Raw genomic sequence first — 17,618 nt, 5'->3', positions numbered from 1 at the left:
CGTCGCTGCAGTGCAGCGTAGTTGACGCCTGATCGTTGCCTCCCATCATTGGCGCGCAACGTCGGCGCTTCGCTGTCGAGCGGACGGCGAAAATCACGGCTGCCGCGTCGAGGAGATCGTCGCGCCTTCCGACGCGACGAGGGGAAAATGACAGGCAACGAAATGGTCGGCTTCGGCCTCCTGCCATTGCGGTTCGCGCGCCGCACATAGGGGCGCCGCGCGCGGGCATCGTGTCCGAAAGCGGCAGCCGCTCGGTGGATTCATGGGAGAGGGCAGCTCTCCCGCGAGCAGTTGGGAAGGTGAGGGGCGCCTGTCCGGGTCCATGACGGGAATGCCGGCCATCAACGCCGCGGTATAGGGGTGCAATGGCGCCTCGTAGAGCCGCGCCGACGGCGCGAGCTCGCACAGGCGACCGAGGTACATCACCGCGACGCGATCGCTGATGTTCTTGACCACGGCAAGGTCATGACTGATGAACAGCAGCGTCAATCCGTAGCGAGCCTTCATGTCCTCGAGAAGGTTGAGAATCTGCGCGCGCACCGAGACGTCGAGAGCCGAAACCGGTTCATCGCAAATCACGAGATGCGGCTCTGTGACGAGGGCCCTTGCGATGGCGATGCGCTGGCACTGGCCTCCCGAGAATTCGTGCGGGCGGCGGTCCATGACCTGATCGGGATCGAGGCCTACGGCTTCGAGCGCGGCGCGGACGCGACGTCTGCGTTCCTCGGCGCTGCCCATGCCGGCAATCGCCATCGGCTCCGCGACGATATCGCGGACCTTGCGACGCGGATTGAGCGAGGAGATCGGATCCTGGAAAATCATATGCAGTCGCGTTCGTGTCCGACGCAGTGTTTCGGCATCGAGGCTGGCAAGATCGCGCCCCTCGAAGATCACCGAGCCACCTGTCGGCGGCGGAAGCTGCATGATGGCGCGCGAAATCGTCGATTTGCCGCAGCCGGATTCGCCGACCAGTCCGAGCGTTTCGCCCCTGTAGACGGTGAAGCTGACGTTCGCGACGGCCGTCAGTCGCCGCCCGCGCGGTAGCTTGTACGTGGCGGACAGGTCGTCGACGACGAGGAGCTCTGCAGGACTCACGGGCGGGCTCCATGGGATCCGACCGGGTGCCAGCAGGCGTAGCGGTGCGTACCGGCAGCCTCGGATGCCGACAGCGCCGGTTGGCTGTTTCGGCAGACCTCGGTTGTGTAGTCGCAGCGCGGACCGTAGCGACATCCTCTCAGTGGCTGCAGCATGTCCGGCGGACGCCCTGCGATCGCCCGCAGCCGCGTATGCGGTGGATCGGACAAGTCGGGCGCGGAGCGCATCAAGGCCTCGGTGTAGGGCATGCGGCAGTCCTGAAACAGTGATCGCGTCGAGGCATGTTCGACTATCTGGCCGGCATACATGACTGCGACAGTATCGGTGTACCCCGCGACCACGCCAAGATCGTGCGAGATCAGGATCATCGCCATGTTGTGGGCCTGCTGCCGGCGCTGCAGCAGATCGAGAATCTGCGCCTGGATCGTGACATCGAGGGCCGTGGTCGGCTCATCGGCGATCAGCAGCTTCGGTTCGCAGGCAAGCGCGATCGCGATGGCGACCCGCTGGCGCATGCCGCCGGACAGCTGGTGCGGATACTGGTGCAGGCGCTCCTCGGGGAGGGGAATGCCCACGGAGGCGAGAAGCTCGGTCGCGCGGGACCGGGCAGCACGGCCGCGCAAGCCGAGATGCCGGGCGAGGACCTCCTCAATCTGCACGCCGATCCGCTTGACCGGATTGAGCGACGACGTCGGGTCCTGGAAGACCATCGCGATGTCCTTGCCACGGATGTCGCGCATGTCCGGTTCGGGCAGCGTCAGCAGGTCGCGTCCCTCGAACGTGATGCGGCCCGTGGTGGTGGTGCGCCGCTTCGACAGAATGCCGATGATGGTTCGGGCGAGAGCGCTCTTGCCGGAACCCGACTCGCCGACGATCCCCAGGGTCTGCCCCCGCCGGACCGAGAACGACACCCCGTCGACCGCGCGCAAGGAGCCCCGGGGGGTGTGGAATTGCGTTGCGAGGTCGTCCACTTCGAGGAGAGCGGTGGCTGCGTCCGTCATAGCACGCTGCCTCGGAAATCTGTCCGTGCGCGCAGGTGCTCGCCGATCAGATTGATCGACAGTACCGTGAGAAACATCAGCGCGGCAGGAATAAAGGGGATGTAGGGCAATGTCGCCAGGTCAACCTGACCGTCCGCGATCATGTTGCCCCAGGTTGGCTGCGGCGCCGGCAGGCTCAGGCCGAGAAAGGACAGCACACCCTCGACCACGATGATGCGGGAGACGACGAGGAGCGCGTAGATCAGCATCGGGATGGCGACGTTCGGCAGGATTTCAAGCCAGAGAACGCGCCAGTGGGACGCGCCCATCGCGCGAGCCGCCAGCACGAAGTCGTGAGCGGCGAACACGAGCGTGTTAGCGCGCGCGACCCGCATGAATGCGGGGACCGTCAGCACGCCGAGCAGAATGACCAGAAGGCTGATGCTGGCCCCGACATACGCCGTGACGGCGAGGACGACGAGGATACCGGGAAACGCCATGACGGCATCCATGGCCGCGACGATGACGGCTTCGACGCGCCCGCGAAAGTAGCCGGCGGCCATGCCCAGAAGCATTCCGATGCCAAGTCCGAGAGCGGGCGCCAACAGGCCGACGGTCAGGGATATGCGTGCGCCGAAGATCGCGCGCGAAAGGATATCCCGGCCGAGCTGGTCGGTGCCGAACCAGTAGGTTCTGTCTGGCCAGCTGGAGATCGCCGTGAAGTCCGTCTCGATCGGGCTCCGCAGCGGCAGAAGGTTGGCCGTCATGGCGAGTACGACCACCACGACGATCCAGGTTGTCGGGATCCAGAAGCGAGGCCCCAGCCGATCGCGTACGAGGAACGGGCCTGGCGCTCCTGTCGTCGATGCGGTCTCATGTCCGCGATCGTCGGCCACAGCAGTCATTGCCGCACTCTCGGGTCGAGCAGCGCGTAGATGAGATCGACGCCGAAGTTGATCAGGACATATCCGACGGATATTGCCGCGACACACCCCTGAACCAGCATCATGTCGCGGTTGTAGACCGCGCCTGTCAGCATGCGGCCGATTCCCGGCAGTCCGAAGATCGTCTCCACCACCAGCGCTCCGGCGATTGTTGCCGCGATCTGCAGGCCGGAAATCGTCACCAGCGTGAACGACGATGGCCGCAAGGCGTGGCGGAGCAGGATGAAGGTCGGACCGAGGCCCTTGGCCTTGGCGAGGGCGATATAGTCCTGCTGCAGCGTCTTGATCATGTCGGCGCGCAGCACCGCGAAGAGCGGCGGCCATTCCGCCAGCGCGATCGCGAGCGCAGGCAACGCAAGATGTGCGAGGTTTCTGACGGGATCGGTCATGAATGGCACGTAGCCGGTCGACGGCAGCCAGCGCAGCTTGAGGGCGAACAGGAACATCAGAAGGATCGCGATGATGAACACGGGCGCCGCGAGCAGGAGCAGCGCGACCGCGTTCGTGAACTGGTCGATCCTGCTGCCGGCGCGGTAGGCGCACAGCACACCGCTCGGGATCGCGATGAGCAATGCAAGTCCCTGGCTCAGCAGCATCAGCTCGATCGTTACGGGAAGGCGATCGAGGATCGATTCCATCACCGGCACTTGCGTGATGTAGGAGCGGCCGAGGTCGCCGTGCATGAAGCCGGCCAGCCAGTGCAGGTAGCGCAGCAGGAGCGGTTGGTCGAGGCCGAGGTCGGCGTGGACCTGCGCGACCGCTTCCGGGGTCGCCTCGTTGCCGAGCAGGGCAAGGGCAACGTCACCCGGGAGCAGGTTCAGGAGCAGGAAGCTTGCTGCCGCGACCACCAGCAGGACGATGGCCAGACGCAGCAGCTTGAGCAGGAAATAGGACGTCATGGCCTGCACCCAGCGGTGTGGTCTGGCGCGAATGCTATTTGGGATCGACCCACGCTTCGTTGAGCCGCACGAGACCACGCCGCATCAGCGGGATGTTGTGGACCCGCGGCAGTGTGATGGCGAAATAGTTCGACTGCAGCCGCAGCAGGATCGGCATCTGCCTGGCCATCTCCTTGCTGAAATCGCAGTACGCCTTCTTGCGGACGTCGACGTCGAGGCTGCGACGGCCGGTCTCGATGGCCTGGTCGAGAACCGGATCCTTGATCTTGGTGATGTTGCCCCCGCTCTTCGAAAAGAAGGCCTGGTAGACCTGAAAGTCGGGATCCGGCACATCGGCCACTTCCCACATCGCGAGCTGATAATCGCCGCGCAGCACCGGGTTGATGTAGGAGGGGCCGCCCTGAATGCTCTTGATCTCGGTCTCGATGCCGACCTTCTGCCAGAAGCTCTGGTAGAGTTGTGCAGGGATGGTCATGACCGCCGTCGGCTGCACCTGGAGCACGATCTTCACTGGCTTGCCGTACTCCTGGAGAAGCGCCTTGGCCTTCTCCGGATTGTATTCGGGATAGCCGACGTCCGTACAGTTCCACTCGGAGTTCGCGCCCCAGAAGCTGGTGGCCAGACTGCCGACGCCGTCGAAGCCGACCTTGAGCTCGATGTTGCGATCCAGGGCATGCGCCAACGCCTGGCGCACCCTGACATCGTCGAGTGGCGGCACCGACGTGTTGATATTGACGGTCGATGCGCCGGTGCCGACATATTCCACGACTCGCAGATTCTTGTCGCCGCGCGCCGCCACGACCTGCTTGCCGAGAGGCTCATAGAAGATGTCGATGTCGCCGGTCTTGAGGGCCGTGAAACGCGCGGTGGGATCGGGCAGGAAGCGAATGATGATCTTGTCGAGATGCTGTGCCTTCGGATTCCAGTAGTTGGGATTCTTCTCGAAGGTGATGCTGTCGTCCTGCTTCCACTCCGTCATCATGTAGGGGCCCGCACCGATCGGCCGTCGATTGAGGTCGGGGCCCGCCGTCTTCTCGTGCTCGGTCGGCATCACCCAGATCAGGAAGTTGTCGATCAGAAAGATGCTCGGGAATGCGGCCCACGGATAGGCCAGATGGAATTCAACGGTGGTGTCGTCGATGGCGACTGCGTCCTTCAGCGAACCGGTCGCAGCCGCAAACATCTGGTTTCTCGACGGATCGAGGATGCGCTGAAAATGGTTCGCCACATCCTGCGCGGTATAGGGCGCCCCATTGGAGAATTTGAGGCCTGGCCTCAGCTTCAGCCGCCAGGTCAGACCGTCCGGCGAGCTGTCGAGCGAGGTCCCGAGGTCCGGAATTCGCTCGCCCTTGTCGTTTCGCGTGAAGAAGTTGGAGAACACCAGCCCGCCGGCCATCGTGGTCTCGCGATTGGCCGAGCGCGTCGTCAGGGCATCGAAGCCCTGGACCTGAGCGGTCGTCGCCATGATGATCGTGCCACCGTCTCTCGGCGCCGGCTCAGACGCGCCGCATGGCTGCAATCCGATGAGTGCAAATGCGAATGCTCCGACGATCGGACCGGCGAGGCTCTTCATGTGGCGCATACCCCCTCTATCTCATTTTTGAGCAATCGTTGGTGGTTCGCGATGGTGTGACGGCGTCCGATCCAGCCTCGCGCGACCCTAACGGCCTGGGGCCACTGACATGGCCCTATTCTTCACTCCCTGGCACTCGCACTTTGCAGAGTGCTCCGCGCGACATGACGCGATGCCGCCGCGATCTTTCTTGTCATTGCAACCTACTGTAGTGACAGCTCCTATGTTTGACAACTCGCTGCCCCCAGGATCGGGCGCCAGAACAGCGCGATGGTCGTCAGCACTTAGTAGGGTGGGTTGTCGTTGTTCGTCGGACGGAAACGTTCCCTCCCTCTCGATCATGTCCGCCGCAATTTCGATTACGAATACAGATGCTCATGGAGATGAGGCAACAGCTCCATTGCCGTCGTTTCCTGCAGGTTGTTCTCGTCCAGATACGTGACGGCGACGTCATAGACGGCGCCCCCTTTTTTCATCATTTCACGCTTGGTCTTTCCGCCCGAGGACAGCCGCCGCCGGTTGATGACCGAGCGGGAGCTGACCTTTCGGAAGGAAACTGCGACCCGGTTGGAGGTCGAATCCTGCGTCCTGTGGATGATGTCGCCGCGGAGCAGAAGCAGATCTCCGGCATTGAGCTGCGGAACGACGGCGATGCGATCGAGATTCACCGGCATCGCGTATGTTGTGTCGTACTCGTCATCAAAGATCGTGGTTCCGCCATTTTCAGCGCGAAATCGCTTTGCGCCACCGCCGACGATTCGTCCGACATGATCCGGCGCGGCCGCTGTCAGGCTGTCGAATGGAATGAGGCACATGTTGGATGCGTCGACCTTCTCCTTGATGAAGGGGATGTAGAAATTGAGATAGTGGTAATGTTCCTGAAACAGAAAGTAGCTTTCGTGGTCCTGATGCCACGGAAAATTGACGCCTTTTTTCGTGGAGAAGAACAGCGAGCCGGCCGTGACATCGGCATGAATCCCGGCATCGGCGTGGACGCGCTCGCTGATGGCGTTGAGGCGGGGCTCGAAGTATCGGTTCAGCCGAGGCGATCCCGTCGGGACATTGTAATTTCCGTTGGCCTGCTCGGCCCGCGTATTTCAGGAATGTTGCCAGCGTGCCGGAGGGGCCACAGTCGATGAAGATCTCGTCCGTCACGTGCTGCATCATGGCATCCAGAGCGTCGCTGAAGCGGACCATACCGCGCATGGCATGCCAAAAATGAGATGTCGTGATGGTCGAGACTTGCTCCGCGGTCACGCTGGAGAGCATGGGTATGGACGGCTGCCGCAGCATGAGCTGGGTCGCGCAGTAGGCCTGGAATGGCGCTGCGGCTGCGTCGATCGCCGGCGAATGGAAGCCGAAGCGGACCGGCAGTCTCTGGTAAACGACATGCCTGTTCTTGAGCGCTGTTTCCATCCTGCGCATGCCGTCCTCTTCGCCGGCAACAACGAAATGATTGGCATAGTTTACGGCTGCGAGACGGTTCTGGTGAGCCATACGACGCCGTTTGATAGCGCCTACCGACAGATGCTGGAGCAGCTCACCGGTATTTTCCAGCGGCACGGTGATGCTCTCGCCGTTGCAAACCAAAATGCCCACGGAGTGATCTACGAACTGATCGGAAAGCAGGCGGCGATGCAAGGGTACATCGACAACTATCGTATGCTGGCTACAATCTGCCTGCTGCTTGTGCCCGTGCCCCGTCGCCAGAGAGTGAAGCGCCTCGCCAGTCGTCGGATTAGGGCCGTGTCGTCGTCGGCCGTTGCCTGGATCTGGCTTAGACGACCGCTGTCTGTTCGCGCCAGCTCACGTTGGCCCATCATGGATGAGAGTGAAAATTATATTTTCTCGAAGTTGGAGGGTGGAGTGTGCATGACGCACGGACCGGGATCGACTGCCGGCAACATTTCCGGTGCATCTCCGCCGCGTGTCATTTTGGTCGCCCCAATCGTTATCGACCGCAGCTCGCTTTCGGTAGTCGCATGGCGACATCCCAACAACCTTCTTGAAAGCGCTGTCAGAAAGATAACCCAGCGATGCGCCTATGGCAGATGAAGTTTCAGGAGTGCTTCGCATCCGCTTCATAGCCAGACGCATGCGCCAACAGATCGCATAGTCGCCCGGCGCAAATCCGGTCGTATCCTTGAAATGCCCGGTAAACGCGGAACGCGACATGGCCGCCGCGCTTGCCAGTTCCGATAGCGGCCAGGACCGGGCAGGATCCTCGTGGATGCAGCGCAGCGCAGCCCGAGTCGACGATCCGCCATGCCGGGCAACGACCGGGGCCCCGATGGCGTGCGTTTCTTGATAACCGATCCGCTTGCTGCGGAAAAGCTCTGGTCTGTCAGTGAAGAATTGCTACGGCGGGCAGGCGAGACCGCCTCGAATAGCCAGCCAGGTCTCTCCAGGGCGTCTCGCGGCTGCAACGCGACCGCTCCGATGTGGATTGAGGACGCGGGCGTGCGGGCGTTCCGGTGCTGTCTCGCGCATTCAATGATCGTCTGCCAGCCGTCACGCAAGGCCCCCGTCCAGCAGAGCAGCCGCGGGCTTGATTGCGGAAGCGGACAGTTCGCGCGGCGCAACGATGCGGCGAGAAAGATCAACGACAGGTCAGAATGTGACTGACGCATACTTGAACGATCGTTCAGTAATTGCTATGTCGGGTCATGGCAAGGATCCGAACCTTCGATGTCGATGCCGCGCTCAATGACGCGACAGATGTCTTCAGCGAGGTTTGACGACAACTGATGGAAAGGATTGCGAATGGCCCGAATGCAAACACAACTCCCCTCGGATTTTGGTCCCATGACGACGGCCGACGAGATCATCGCGGGCCGCGATCTTTCGGGCAAGGTCGCGATCGTGACCGGCGGATATTCGGGGATCGGGCTCGAGACATCGCGTGTACTGGCGGCTGCAGGCGCGACCGTTGTCGTCCCCGCCCGCACGCCCGACAAAGCGAAGACAGCGCTTGCGCCCTTCGCTGGTATCGAACAGGCGGCGATGGACCTGGCAGATCCTGTTTCGATCGATCGGTTCGCCGCCGAGTTTCTCGCAAGCAAGCGGCCACTTCACATGCTCATTAACAGCGCTGCGATCATGGCGCCTCCCGAGCTTGAAAGGGACGCGCGCGGCTACGAGAGCCAGTTCGCGATCAATCACCTCGGCCATTTTCAACTCGCAGCACGGCTGTGGCCGGCGCTCGCCGATGCGGGCGGCGCGCGCGTGGTCTCGGTTTCCTCGCGCGGCCACCGCCGCGGAAAGGTTGATTTCGAAGATCCCCATTATGAGCGCCGTCCCTATGACAAATGGGATTCCTATGGCCAGTCGAAGACGGCGAACGCGCTTTTCGCGCTAGGGCTCGACGAACGCGGCGGGTCGTACGGCATCCGCGCCTTTTCGTTGCACCCCGGCAGCGTCCTGACCGATATCGCTCGCTACCTGTCCCACGAAGAACTGATGGCGATGGGCATCGTCGACGCCGAGGGCAGGGTTCGTCGCGAGGGTGTGGCAGGCAGCAAGACGGTTACGCAGGGGGCCGCGACCAGCGTCTGGTGCGCAACCAGTCCCGAGATCGAAGGCCTCGGTGGCCTGTATTGTGAAGATTGCAACATCGCCGAAGCGGTATCGGACGACGTCACATACCTAGGACCCGGCGTTCGCCCATGGGCGATGGATCAGGATCTGGCCGATCGCCTCTGGGAGCTTAGCGAGCGGATGACAGGAGCCGCATGTTTCGCGTGAACGTAGTCGGCACATACTTGAATGATCGTTCTGAAATCTCTATATTCGGGTTATGGCAAGGAACCGAAGCTTCGATGTTGATACCGCGCTCGATGGCGCGGCACGTGTCTTCCGCGAGCACGGATATGAAGGCACGTCTGCGCAGATGCTCGTTGATGCGATGGGGATCGGTCGCCAGAGCCTCTACGACGCCTTTGGCGATAAATGGCAGCTCTACCTGAGCGTGGTGCGGCGCTATGTGATTGCGGAGGGCAGCGAGCATCGCGCCGCATTGCTTACAGGGGAGCGCGCGATCGACGGCATTCGGGCAATGCTCGACCGCGTCGTGCGCGGGGCCAAGACGCCTTGCCTGGGGGTCAGCTCAATTGCCGAGTTCGGCTGCGCGCGTCCCGAGCTCACGGAAATCAATGCCGCGGCGGATCGGGGGCTTCGCGCTGCGATGCTTAGAAGCATCCGCAAGGCGCAGGCCGAGGGCGACATATCCGTTGCACTCGATCCCGATCAACTGGCGACGTTCCTGATGACAAGCTTCGCAGGCATTCGGATCGCGGCTCGCGGTGGAGCTCGGCCGAAGGATCTCGCCAGTCTCGGAGAAATGGCGCTTCGGGCAATGCGCTAGTTTGTTTGCCCAATAATGGAACGATTGTTCAAGTAAGGGGATGTGATGAAAGCAATTGTAATGAATGGTGTCGGCGAAGCTGGCCAGCTTGAGCGTGTCGAGCGCCCAGATCCCGTCCCCGGCGCCGGAGAGGTTCTGATCGACGTCGCTGCAGCCGGTGTCAATTTTATGGATATCGGCGTGCGCCGCGGGACCGTGTGGGCGGAAATGTCAAACCCGAAGGTTCTCGGTGTCGAGGGCTCCGGGCGTATCTCGGCCTTGGGAGAGGGCGTCACGGACTTTGCTGTCGGGGACCGTGTGGCGTGGATCTATGTGCCGGGAAGCTATGCCGGAAAGCTGGTTGCATCGACTGCCGCACTCGTTCGTGTCCCTGACGCCATCGATGATCGCACTGCCGCCGCCACAATGATGCAGGGCTTGACCGCCAGCCACTTCGCCACCGACTTCTACCCCGTGCAGGCGGGCGACGTCGCGCTCGTCCACGCAGCGGCTGGTGGCCTCGGCCAGTTGCTGACCCAGATCGTGAAACTGCGCGGAGGCACGGTGATCGGTCGTGTCTCCAGCGGAGCGAAGGTCGAAGCGGCGCGCAAGGCCGGGGCGGATCACGTCATCGTCGACAGCGAGGGGGCGTTCGCCGAACAGGTTCTCGATCTAACAAACGGTGGGGGCGTTCATGTCGTCTATGACGGTTCCGGTCCCACGACGTTCTCAGGATCGCTGGCGGCGCTGCGCCGTTCGGGAACGTTCTGCTGGTACGGGCCGGTTCTCGGTGGTCCGGGTCCGATCGATATCATGAGCCTGCCCAAGAGCATCAAGCTTGGCTATGCCACCGTCTTCGACCACATTCCCACGACCGAGCTGTTGCGTGCTCATACCACGCGCCTCTTCAACTGGATCGCCGAGCGCAAGGTGAAGATCGAGATCGGCGGCGCCTATCCGTTGGCGCATGCAGCGAAGGCCCACAGCGACATGGAAAGTCGCCGAACCACAGGCAAGCTCCTCCTGCTTCCCTGACATGAACCGGCACATCGACGTTCAGCTGACGTTGTTTGGCGAGTGGTCAGTCGTCAGGGAATGGGGCCGCATCGGCCAGCCGGGTTCGGGGGCGCGTGCCTAGGTGGATGTTGCGCTCCATCTCACGCGGGTATTGTTGATGGGCCTGTCGTTAGTCAGCGCAATCAGGAGCATCTCCGCCCCTGCGCCCGACTGCGGTGGGAGCGTGGATGGTGGTCAGGACCGGTGCAATGGCGTCCATGAACTGCATGTTGTTCATACCGACGATCGAGATGTCTTCCGGGCAGCGGATGCAGCGCATCTCCAGTATGCCGATTGATAAGAAAATTCGCTTTCTTATCGATCGAAGAGCTCAAGGGACTAAGTCGAGCGCCGATTCGACGACGCATGAAACGATACGGCAATATCCGCGCTAACCTACGGAGACGGTCGGTTCGAGGCTTGGGTAGTCAAGATATCCAGAATTCGAGCCGCCATAGACGCCGATGCGTTGCGGCGCGTTGTAGGGGCCGCCGGTCCGAATCCGGGCCGGGAGATCGGGGTTTGCGAGGAAGAGGCGCCCGAAGGCGACCGCGTCCGCCTCGCCGGAGCCGACGATGTCCGCGGCGCGTTCCGGAGTGATGCCCGCATTGACGATGAGCGGCCCGCGATAGCGGCCGCGGATGATCGACAGCATGCGTTCGTAGTCGGGCGCCCCTGTCCAGGCATTGGTGTCGGCAAGGTGCAGATAGGCGAGGCCGGCTGTTTGCAGCCAGTGCGCCAGCGGCCCGTAGGTGTCTTCGGGGTTCGGGTCTCGCGTGCTGTTGTAGTCCGCGAACGGTGACAGCCGCAGTCCGATCCGCGAGCGCGGCATGACCTCGGAAATCGCCGCGACGATGTCCTGGAGCAGCCTCGCGCGGCGGTCGGAGTCACCGCCATAGCCGTCGGTGCGCAGGTTGATGGTCGGCGACAGAAACTGATGGATCAGATAGCCGTTGGCGCCGTGGATCTCGACGCCATCGAACCCGGCGCGAACGGCATTGGCCGCCGCAATCCTGAATTCGTTCACGACCTCCCGGATCTCGTCTGGGGTCATGGCACGCGACGACGTCGCAGCGATCCGTACGTACGCGCCGTTGGCGAGGAGCGCCCACACCTGCAGCGCGTCCAGATCGTCGTTGACCCCCGAGGGGGACAGCGGCTGCTCCTCGGATAGCAGGCCGCGTGCGCTCGCGCGCCCGGCATGCCAGAGCTGTGCGACGATGCGTCCGCCATTTTGGTGGATCCGATCGACGATCGCTGTCCATCCCTCGGTCTGTTCGTCCGTCCACAGGCCAGGCGTCCGGTCGAAGGCCCGCGACCGCGGTCCTACATTGATGCCTTCGCTCACAATGAGACCGGCGCTCGCGCGCGTCGCGTAGTATTCAGACGCGGTCGGGTTGATGATGCCGCTCTCGTCGGCGCGCGACCGCGTCATCGGCGCCATGACGATCCTGTTCGGGAGGCCAAGGGCGCCGAGGTTCGTCGGCTGGAAAAGATCAGTCATGTGTTCTGCTCCTGCGGGATTCTGGCGTCGAGGTCCATCAAGCTAGTCGGTGCTTTTCTCGCGCGACCAGCGTTGTCCCAGCGCGAGGCCGTACTGATAGAGTGCGCTGCCGTACTCGAGCTGCAGCCGTTCCGTCGATTGGAGCGCAACGTCGACGTTCGATCGTGCGGACTTCAAGGTGCGTGCGAGGACAGAAGCCTCATAGGCCGCCTTGGCGGTCCCTCCCGCGGTGTGGGGCCGCACGACGAACGCCGCGTCGCCGGTCAGCAGGATCCGGCCGAACAGGGTTTTCGGCACGGTCACGTCGCGTATGGTCTGAAGGAACGGGTCGGGGGTTTCCGCGACCAGCGCGGCCATTTTGGGATGGATCTCGCGTGAGGCACGTGCTCTCAGCGCGGCGACTGTTGCCTCCTCTGTTACGCCTCGCGGAAGCGAGGAGCGATGCTGGACGCCGTTCTTGTCGGTGAGCACGTGGGCGAGATCAGCCGCACCGACGTGCACATACCGGACCCAGTTCAGGCGGCGTAACCCTGTCGAGACGGCGCCGTCGCGTCCGGGAATGAAATACGCCAGCATATGTCCGCCGCTGCGGGCCTCGGAGAAGGTGAAGCGATCGTCGAAAAACGGCAGGAGATCGCGCGGCACGTCGCGCTCGTCGAGCGTTCCCCGCCAGGCGACATAGCCGGCATATCGCGCCTCGACATCGGGGAGCAGTCGTTGCCGCGTGACCGACCCCGACCCGTCCGCGGCCACGAACAGATCGCTGTCGATTTCGGTGCCGTCGCTGAGCGCCGCCAGCACCCTGGAGCCATTCTGGGTGACCGTCGTTACTTCGGAGCCCGCGCGATAGCATTCGTCCGGAACGGCTGCCCGCAGCGCCGCGTGGACGGCTTCCCAGGACGTGAACTCCTGCGGCATGTCCTGGAGGGTGCCGTCTCCACCGTCGTGGTCGAGATACCGCCGCCCGCGGCAGGAGGTGAAGGGAAGGGGCCCCGCGCCGTTGTCTTCGAGCAGTCGCAGCAGTTCGGTCTGAACAACGATGCCCGCCCCTCGGGCCATCATCGGGCCGGGTTTGCGTTCGTGCACGCTGACGGTTGCGCCAAGCTTTCGCAGGACGATCGCATTGCAAAGTCCGGCGATCGACCCGCCGCTGATCGTCACCGTGAAGCCGTGCTCGGTATGCCAACTCATTCGTTTCTCCCAGTCGCGCTGTCGAAGACCCTGCCCGGAGCTCACATCAGATCGTTGCCAAGCTCGCGGCCGGACGCAGCGATCGCCTTGCCCGCTTGCGTTCGTTCGTGGCCGTAGGCGCGGAGCGCATCCTCGACCGGTGCCGACGCCAGATGCCGTTGCAGCGCCATGGCGTCCGCCGCAGCCTTTGCAATTCCCATCCCGGTATGCGGCCGCACGACAAACGCGGCGTCTCCCACCAGCGCGATCCGGCGCGACACCATCCGTTCGGATTCGTAGTCGAAGATGCCCTGCACGAACGGGTGGGCCGTCGCTGCGATCGCGGCCGCGAAAGCGCGCGGGAGCAGCCGCCTGGCATCGTCGACAAGGTTTTCGCGGGCGTGGTCGGACAGGGCGCCGGGCGGCAGCGAGTAGGGGTGAACGAGGCCCGCGCGGTCCGTGAGAACTTCGTCCCGTGCGCCTGGTCCGGCCGCGTGCCGGTACCAGACCCAGTTGTATCTCCTGTGTCCAGCCTCGGTTTCGCCGTTGGGCCCGGGCACCAGAAAGCCGATGACATGGGAATGGGGCAGTCGAAAATATGCGAAGCGGTCGAGCAGTTCGCCTGCCGCATGGCCCGGCAACGCAAGTTCCGAAAGCAGGCCGCGCCAGCCGACATAGCCTGCATAGGCATTCGTGGTGGAAGGGCCGTCCACCGCGCGCCGTGTGATGGACGCAATGCCGTCCGCGCCGACGACCAGGTCCGCGGTCGCTTCGCTTCCGTTAGCGAAACGAATGACGACCCGATCGGCCTCTTCGTGCAGATGTTCGACCTTCCTGTCGAGCAGATATGCGCCGTCCGCCATGTGCTCCCGGAAGACGTGGTGGATGGAATCCCACGAGAGCTGCATCTGGAGCGGCATGGGCGTGACGACCGAAGAGTCCGCGCCCTCGAACACGACGCGCTCGCGGGCGACGACGCCGACCCGCGCTACGTGCTCGCATCCGGAGGCCCGCAGGATCGCGAAGGTCTCGCGCTTGCCCAGGAGGCCCGCGCCGCGTCCGCCGAGGCCATGGACCGAGCGTTCATAGACCATGACGTCGTGTCCGTGCTGTCGAAGCAGCGTTGCGGTGAACAGTCCTGCGAGAGACCCTCCGACGACCGCGATGCGCATGACCGTAATCTCCGAAATCACCGCTACTGTCAGTGATGCGCCGCGGTGCCGGCCCGGGCAGACAGCGTCGGCAGCTGCAGGAGCAGGCCCGCTGCCGCAAGCACGGCTCCATAGCCGCAGACGCCAAGCCAGGACAGATGCGCATAGGCCCAGCTCGCGCCAAGGGATCCGAGCGAACCGCCAAGGAACATCGCCGTCATGAACACGGTGTTCAGCCTGCTGCGCGCCTCCGGGCGGAGTGCGAAGATCAGATGCTGGTTGGCCACCAGCGCGGCATTCACGCCGACGTCCAGCAACACCACGCCGACGACCAGGCCGGCGACGGCGTTCCATCCGGCGAACACCACCCATGAGACAAGCGCGATGGCGGCGGCGATCACGACCACGAGGTGAGGGCCTCGCCTGTCGGCAACGCGACCGGCGAGTGGCGCAGCGAGAATGCCCGATGCTCCGATGACGCCGAACAGGCCGGCGATGTCCGGTCCAAACCCGTATGCGGGTTCCTGAAGGTGCAGGGACAGCACGGTCCAGAACGCGATGAACGAGGCGAACAGCATGGCTTGTGTCGCGGCGGCAAGGCGCAGGGCAGGCTCCTCGACAAGGAGATGCACGAGCGACCGCAACGCGGCGAAGTACTTGATCCGTTGCGTCGCAGGATGGCGCGGCAGGATCGAACGGACCAATGCGGCGGCCCCGAGCGCCAGCGGTGCACCGAGCCAGAACATCTCGCGCCATCCTAAGTGCGATCCGACGAAGCCGGCGATGGTGCGGCTGAGCAGAATGCCGCCAAGGATTCCACTGACGACCGTTCCAACGGCGGCCCCCCTGGTGCGATCGTCCGCGAGCGTCGCGGCGAATGGGACGATCTGCTGGGCCACCGTGGCCGCCACGCCCAACACCAGCGAAGCCGCGATCAATGTGGCGGCAGAAGGAGCGGCCGCCGCGAGCGCGAGCGCCGCGGCGAGAACGACAAATTGCGCCGCAATGAGGCGTCGTCTCTCCACGAGGTCGCCCAGGGGCACCAGCAAGAGCAGGCCGACGGCGTAGCCGAACTGCGTGGCCGTCGGGATCAGGCCGATCGCCGACGAGGTCGGGTAGTCCGCCTCGATCAGGCCCAGCAAAGGCTGGTTGTAATAGATGTTTGCGACCGCGATCCCCGCGCACACCGCCATCGCGAATGTCCGCGCCCGGGTGAGCTGGGCCGCCCCCTGGTCTGTCGCAATCGTTGACGTCTGCATCGCTGCAATCCTCGTTGGTCGGTGCGCCGCTCAGGTTAGGGGCGCTGGCCCTTGACCTCTGGCTGGCTCCAAGTTAATTATCGTTCGATAAATTGCAAGGTGTCGTCGAAACCTGACTGCTCCCTGCGTCTGTCTGTGCCCGGGCGCCGCGCGCCCGCCCTTCGCACGCCAAGCCGTTGCCTGCTGGCGCATCAAGCCTGCGGGTGCCGTGGCTTCCGGCGCGCCTTGGATGGGCTCGCCACGCTGTGATCGGGAGATCGTGCAGGCCATGCGTCGCATTGCAAAGAAGCAGATCGGGCCTTCCTGACATGGCGGTCGCATCCGGGAGGGCAGGGCGATGAAGTTCAGGCTCGTTGCGCTCGTGCTGCTTGCTGTCGGCGTGGTCGGCGGTGCCGCCGCGCTTCTTTACGCCTGGAAAGCGCCCATTCCTCCCATCGATCCGCGGTCGCGCGGCGTGCCGGATCGTGCGCTGGTGCGTCGCGGGGCCAGCCTCGCTCTCCTCGGGGATTGCGCCACATGCCATACCGCACCCGGCGGAATGCCCTATGCGGGAGGGCTCGCGATGCCGACGCCCTTCGGCACGATCTACTCCACCAACATCACCCCGGACGTGGAAACGGGCATCGGGCGCTGGTCGGAGGAGGCGTTCGTTCGCGCCTTGCGGGCCGGCGTGGATCGGGAAGGCCGCCATCTGTACCCGGCTTTCCCGTACGATCATTTCACGCGCGTGTCGGACGATGACGCGAAGGCGCTCTACGCGTTCCTGATGTCGATCGATCCGGTCAGCGCGTCCGCGCCGCCCAACGCGCTACCGTTTCCGCTCAACGTCCGTCTGACATTGGCCGGCTGGAAGCTGCTCTTCCTGCGCGAGGCGCGTTTCGTCGCCGACCCGTCGCAGGACGAGCGGTGGAACAGGGGCAAGTATCTGGTCGACGGGCTGGGCCACTGCGGGGCCTGCCATTCTCCGCGAAATCTGCTAGGCGCCGAAAAAACATCGGCCGGGTTTGAAGGCGGCGAGGCCGAAGGCTGGCGCGCCTATGCGCTCGGGCGACATTCGCGATCGCCGGTCGCGTGGGACGAAGCCGCTCTCGCCGACTATCTCGCGCACGGCTCGCATCCCCTGCATGGCACCGCGCAGGGGCCGATGGCGAACGTGGCCGACAATCTGGCCAGGGTCGATCCTGCCGATGTCGGCGCGATGGCCTACTATCTCGCCTCACTCGGCAGCGGCGAGGCGCGGACCGGATCGCAGAGTACTCCGCCCGGTCCGGGACGCTTGCCGCAGGCCGCCGGCGCGCAGGCCGCGACGCCGCCTGTTCCGTCCGAACCGGGCGGCGCGATCTACGCCACCGTCTGCGCGTCCTGCCACGAAGGCGATCGGCCGCTGCCGCTCGGCGGCGCAAGACTGGGTCTGTCCAGCGCGGTCACGGACGACGTGCCCGCCAACCTGATCAACCTGGTGATGAGGGGCATACCGGCGACGGGGGCATCCGCGCGTCCGATCATGCCGGGTTTTGGCGATGTCCTCGGCGATCGGCAGATGTCGGATCTCGTCAACTACCTGCGTGCCCGGTTTGCCGGAAGGCCCCCCTGGGACGGGGTGGCCAAGGCGGTGGCTGAAATACGGAGTGGCCGATGACGTCGC

17 protein-coding genes are annotated in these 17,618 nt (G+C 64.0%); 5 read left to right on the top strand and 12 right to left on the bottom strand.

The genetic code is table 11. The annotated features are described in order from the left end of the window. Window positions 1-93 precede the first annotated feature (93 nt). From JQ639_RS04105 to JQ639_RS35775, 8 genes are all read right to left on the bottom strand, one after another. A complete protein-coding gene (locus JQ639_RS04105; protein ID WP_349644744.1) occupies window positions 94-1,095 on the bottom strand; it encodes an ABC transporter ATP-binding protein in 1,002 nt (333 codons plus the stop codon). Then, entirely contained in the window at window positions 1,092-2,096 is a 1,005-nt protein-coding gene (locus JQ639_RS35195) for an ABC transporter ATP-binding protein (protein ID WP_249123516.1), read from the bottom strand. Before JQ639_RS35195 ends, JQ639_RS04105 begins: the two co-directional genes overlap by 4 nt. Further along, window positions 2,093-2,980, bottom strand: coding sequence for an ABC transporter permease (locus JQ639_RS04100; protein WP_211969280.1), 888 nt, complete (start codon window positions 2,978-2,980; stop codon window positions 2,093-2,095). The genes JQ639_RS35195 and JQ639_RS04100 overlap by 4 nt, the downstream gene beginning before the upstream one ends. Then, window positions 2,977-3,918: an ABC transporter permease gene (locus JQ639_RS04095; RefSeq protein ID WP_211969281.1), complete on the bottom strand. Its 942-nt coding sequence runs from the start codon at window positions 3,916-3,918 to the stop codon at window positions 2,977-2,979. Before JQ639_RS04095 ends, JQ639_RS04100 begins: the two co-directional genes overlap by 4 nt. 34 nt (window positions 3,919-3,952) lie before the next feature. After that, a complete protein-coding gene (locus JQ639_RS04090) occupies window positions 3,953-5,383 on the bottom strand; it encodes an ABC transporter substrate-binding protein (protein ID WP_211969282.1) in 1,431 nt (476 codons plus the stop codon). A 467-nt stretch (window positions 5,384-5,850) separates the two neighbouring features. Then, on the bottom strand, window positions 5,851-6,306 hold the full coding sequence (locus tag JQ639_RS04085) for a hypothetical protein (protein WP_211969540.1): 456 nt from the start codon (window positions 6,304-6,306) through the stop codon (window positions 5,851-5,853). Continuing rightward, the gene (locus tag JQ639_RS35780; RefSeq protein WP_211969283.1) at window positions 6,215-7,132 is read right to left on the bottom strand and encodes an acyltransferase domain-containing protein; all 918 of its coding nucleotides are present in this window, start codon (window positions 7,130-7,132) and stop codon (window positions 6,215-6,217) included. Before JQ639_RS35780 ends, JQ639_RS04085 begins: the two co-directional genes overlap by 92 nt. A 165-nt stretch (window positions 7,133-7,297) precedes the next feature. Then, window positions 7,298-7,666 (bottom strand): helix-turn-helix domain-containing protein, encoded by a 369-nt coding sequence (locus JQ639_RS35775; protein WP_211969284.1) that lies wholly within the window; start codon window positions 7,664-7,666, stop codon window positions 7,298-7,300. Window positions 7,667-8,254: 588 nt separating this feature from the next. Between JQ639_RS35775 and JQ639_RS04070 the strand changes: the two genes are divergently transcribed. From JQ639_RS04070 to JQ639_RS35605, 4 genes are read left to right on the top strand one after another with little or no spacing between them, the layout of a single operon-like run. After that, entirely contained in the window at window positions 8,255-9,235 is a 981-nt protein-coding gene (locus JQ639_RS04070) for an oxidoreductase (RefSeq protein ID WP_211969285.1), read from the top strand. Between the two features lie 52 nt (window positions 9,236-9,287). Beyond that, on the top strand, window positions 9,288-9,854 hold the full coding sequence (locus tag JQ639_RS04065; RefSeq protein ID WP_211969286.1) for a TetR/AcrR family transcriptional regulator: 567 nt from the start codon (window positions 9,288-9,290) through the stop codon (window positions 9,852-9,854). Between the two features lie 45 nt (window positions 9,855-9,899). Continuing rightward, window positions 9,900-10,868, top strand: coding sequence for a quinone oxidoreductase family protein (locus tag JQ639_RS04060; protein ID WP_211969287.1), 969 nt, complete (start codon window positions 9,900-9,902; stop codon window positions 10,866-10,868). Beyond that, a complete protein-coding gene (locus tag JQ639_RS35605; protein WP_349644798.1) occupies window positions 10,801-10,971 on the top strand; it encodes a WGR domain-containing protein in 171 nt (56 codons plus the stop codon). The genes JQ639_RS04060 and JQ639_RS35605 overlap by 68 nt, the downstream gene beginning before the upstream one ends. Before the next feature lie 309 nt (window positions 10,972-11,280). Here the strand turns inward: JQ639_RS35605 and JQ639_RS04045 are convergent, their stop codons facing one another. From JQ639_RS04045 to JQ639_RS04030, 4 genes are read right to left on the bottom strand one after another with little or no spacing between them, the layout of a single operon-like run. Continuing rightward, a complete protein-coding gene (locus JQ639_RS04045) occupies window positions 11,281-12,393 on the bottom strand; it encodes an alkene reductase (RefSeq protein ID WP_211969290.1) in 1,113 nt (370 codons plus the stop codon). A gap of 42 nt (window positions 12,394-12,435) precedes the next feature. Continuing rightward, window positions 12,436-13,584: an FAD binding domain-containing protein gene (locus JQ639_RS04040; protein ID WP_211969291.1), complete on the bottom strand. Its 1,149-nt coding sequence runs from the start codon at window positions 13,582-13,584 to the stop codon at window positions 12,436-12,438. 41 nt (window positions 13,585-13,625) lie between these two features. Then, entirely contained in the window at window positions 13,626-14,735 is a 1,110-nt protein-coding gene (locus JQ639_RS04035; protein WP_249123519.1) for an FAD binding domain-containing protein, read from the bottom strand. A gap of 29 nt (window positions 14,736-14,764) precedes the next feature. After that, on the bottom strand, window positions 14,765-15,973 hold the full coding sequence (locus tag JQ639_RS04030) for an MFS transporter (protein WP_211969292.1): 1,209 nt from the start codon (window positions 15,971-15,973) through the stop codon (window positions 14,765-14,767). 337 nt (window positions 15,974-16,310) lie between these two features. On the opposite strand from JQ639_RS04030, the gene JQ639_RS04025 reads away from it, so the two are divergent. Then, window positions 16,311-17,612 (top strand): cytochrome c, encoded by a 1,302-nt coding sequence (locus JQ639_RS04025; protein WP_211969293.1) that lies wholly within the window; start codon window positions 16,311-16,313, stop codon window positions 17,610-17,612. Window positions 17,613-17,618: the final 6 nt, after the last annotated feature.

Origin of the sequence: Bradyrhizobium sp. U87765 SZCCT0048 (assembly GCF_018131225.1) — a bacterium.
Classification (GTDB): Bacteria; Pseudomonadota; Alphaproteobacteria; order Rhizobiales; family Xanthobacteraceae; genus Bradyrhizobium_A.
This window is presented reverse-complemented; position numbering and strand designations above follow the sequence as displayed.

Excerpts from the sequence above, each read along its gene's own strand:
- JQ639_RS35195 (WP_249123516.1), bottom strand. The coding sequence starts at position 2,096 with ATGACGGACGCAGCCACCGCTCTCCTCGAAGTGGACGACCTCGCAACG.
- JQ639_RS04100 (WP_211969280.1), bottom strand. The coding sequence starts at position 2,980 with ATGACTGCTGTGGCCGACGATCGCGGACATGAGACCGCATCGACGACA.
- JQ639_RS04095 (WP_211969281.1), bottom strand. The coding sequence starts at position 3,918 with ATGACGTCCTATTTCCTGCTCAAGCTGCTGCGTCTGGCCATCGTCCTG.
- JQ639_RS04090 (WP_211969282.1), bottom strand. The coding sequence starts at position 5,383 with ATGGCGACGACCGCTCAGGTCCAGGGCTTCGATGCCCTGACGACGCGC.
- JQ639_RS04085 (WP_211969540.1), bottom strand. The coding sequence starts at position 6,306 with ATGTGCCTCATTCCATTCGACAGCCTGACAGCGGCCGCGCCGGATCAT.
- JQ639_RS35775 (WP_211969284.1), bottom strand. The coding sequence starts at position 7,666 with ATGTCGCGTTCCGCGTTTACCGGGCATTTCAAGGATACGACCGGATTT.
- JQ639_RS04070 (WP_211969285.1), top strand. The coding sequence starts at position 8,255 with ATGGCCCGAATGCAAACACAACTCCCCTCGGATTTTGGTCCCATGACG.
- JQ639_RS04065 (WP_211969286.1), top strand. The coding sequence starts at position 9,288 with ATGGCAAGGAACCGAAGCTTCGATGTTGATACCGCGCTCGATGGCGCG.
- JQ639_RS04060 (WP_211969287.1), top strand. The coding sequence starts at position 9,900 with ATGAAAGCAATTGTAATGAATGGTGTCGGCGAAGCTGGCCAGCTTGAG.
- JQ639_RS35605 (WP_349644798.1), top strand. The coding sequence starts at position 10,801 with ATGCAGCGAAGGCCCACAGCGACATGGAAAGTCGCCGAACCACAGGCA.
- JQ639_RS04045 (WP_211969290.1), bottom strand. The coding sequence starts at position 12,393 with ATGACTGATCTTTTCCAGCCGACGAACCTCGGCGCCCTTGGCCTCCCG.
- JQ639_RS04040 (WP_211969291.1), bottom strand. The coding sequence starts at position 13,584 with ATGAGTTGGCATACCGAGCACGGCTTCACGGTGACGATCAGCGGCGGG.
- JQ639_RS04035 (WP_249123519.1), bottom strand. The coding sequence starts at position 14,735 with ATGCGCATCGCGGTCGTCGGAGGGTCTCTCGCAGGACTGTTCACCGCA.
- JQ639_RS04030 (WP_211969292.1), bottom strand. The coding sequence starts at position 15,973 with ATGCAGACGTCAACGATTGCGACAGACCAGGGGGCGGCCCAGCTCACC.
- JQ639_RS04025 (WP_211969293.1), top strand. The coding sequence starts at position 16,311 with ATGAAGTTCAGGCTCGTTGCGCTCGTGCTGCTTGCTGTCGGCGTGGTC.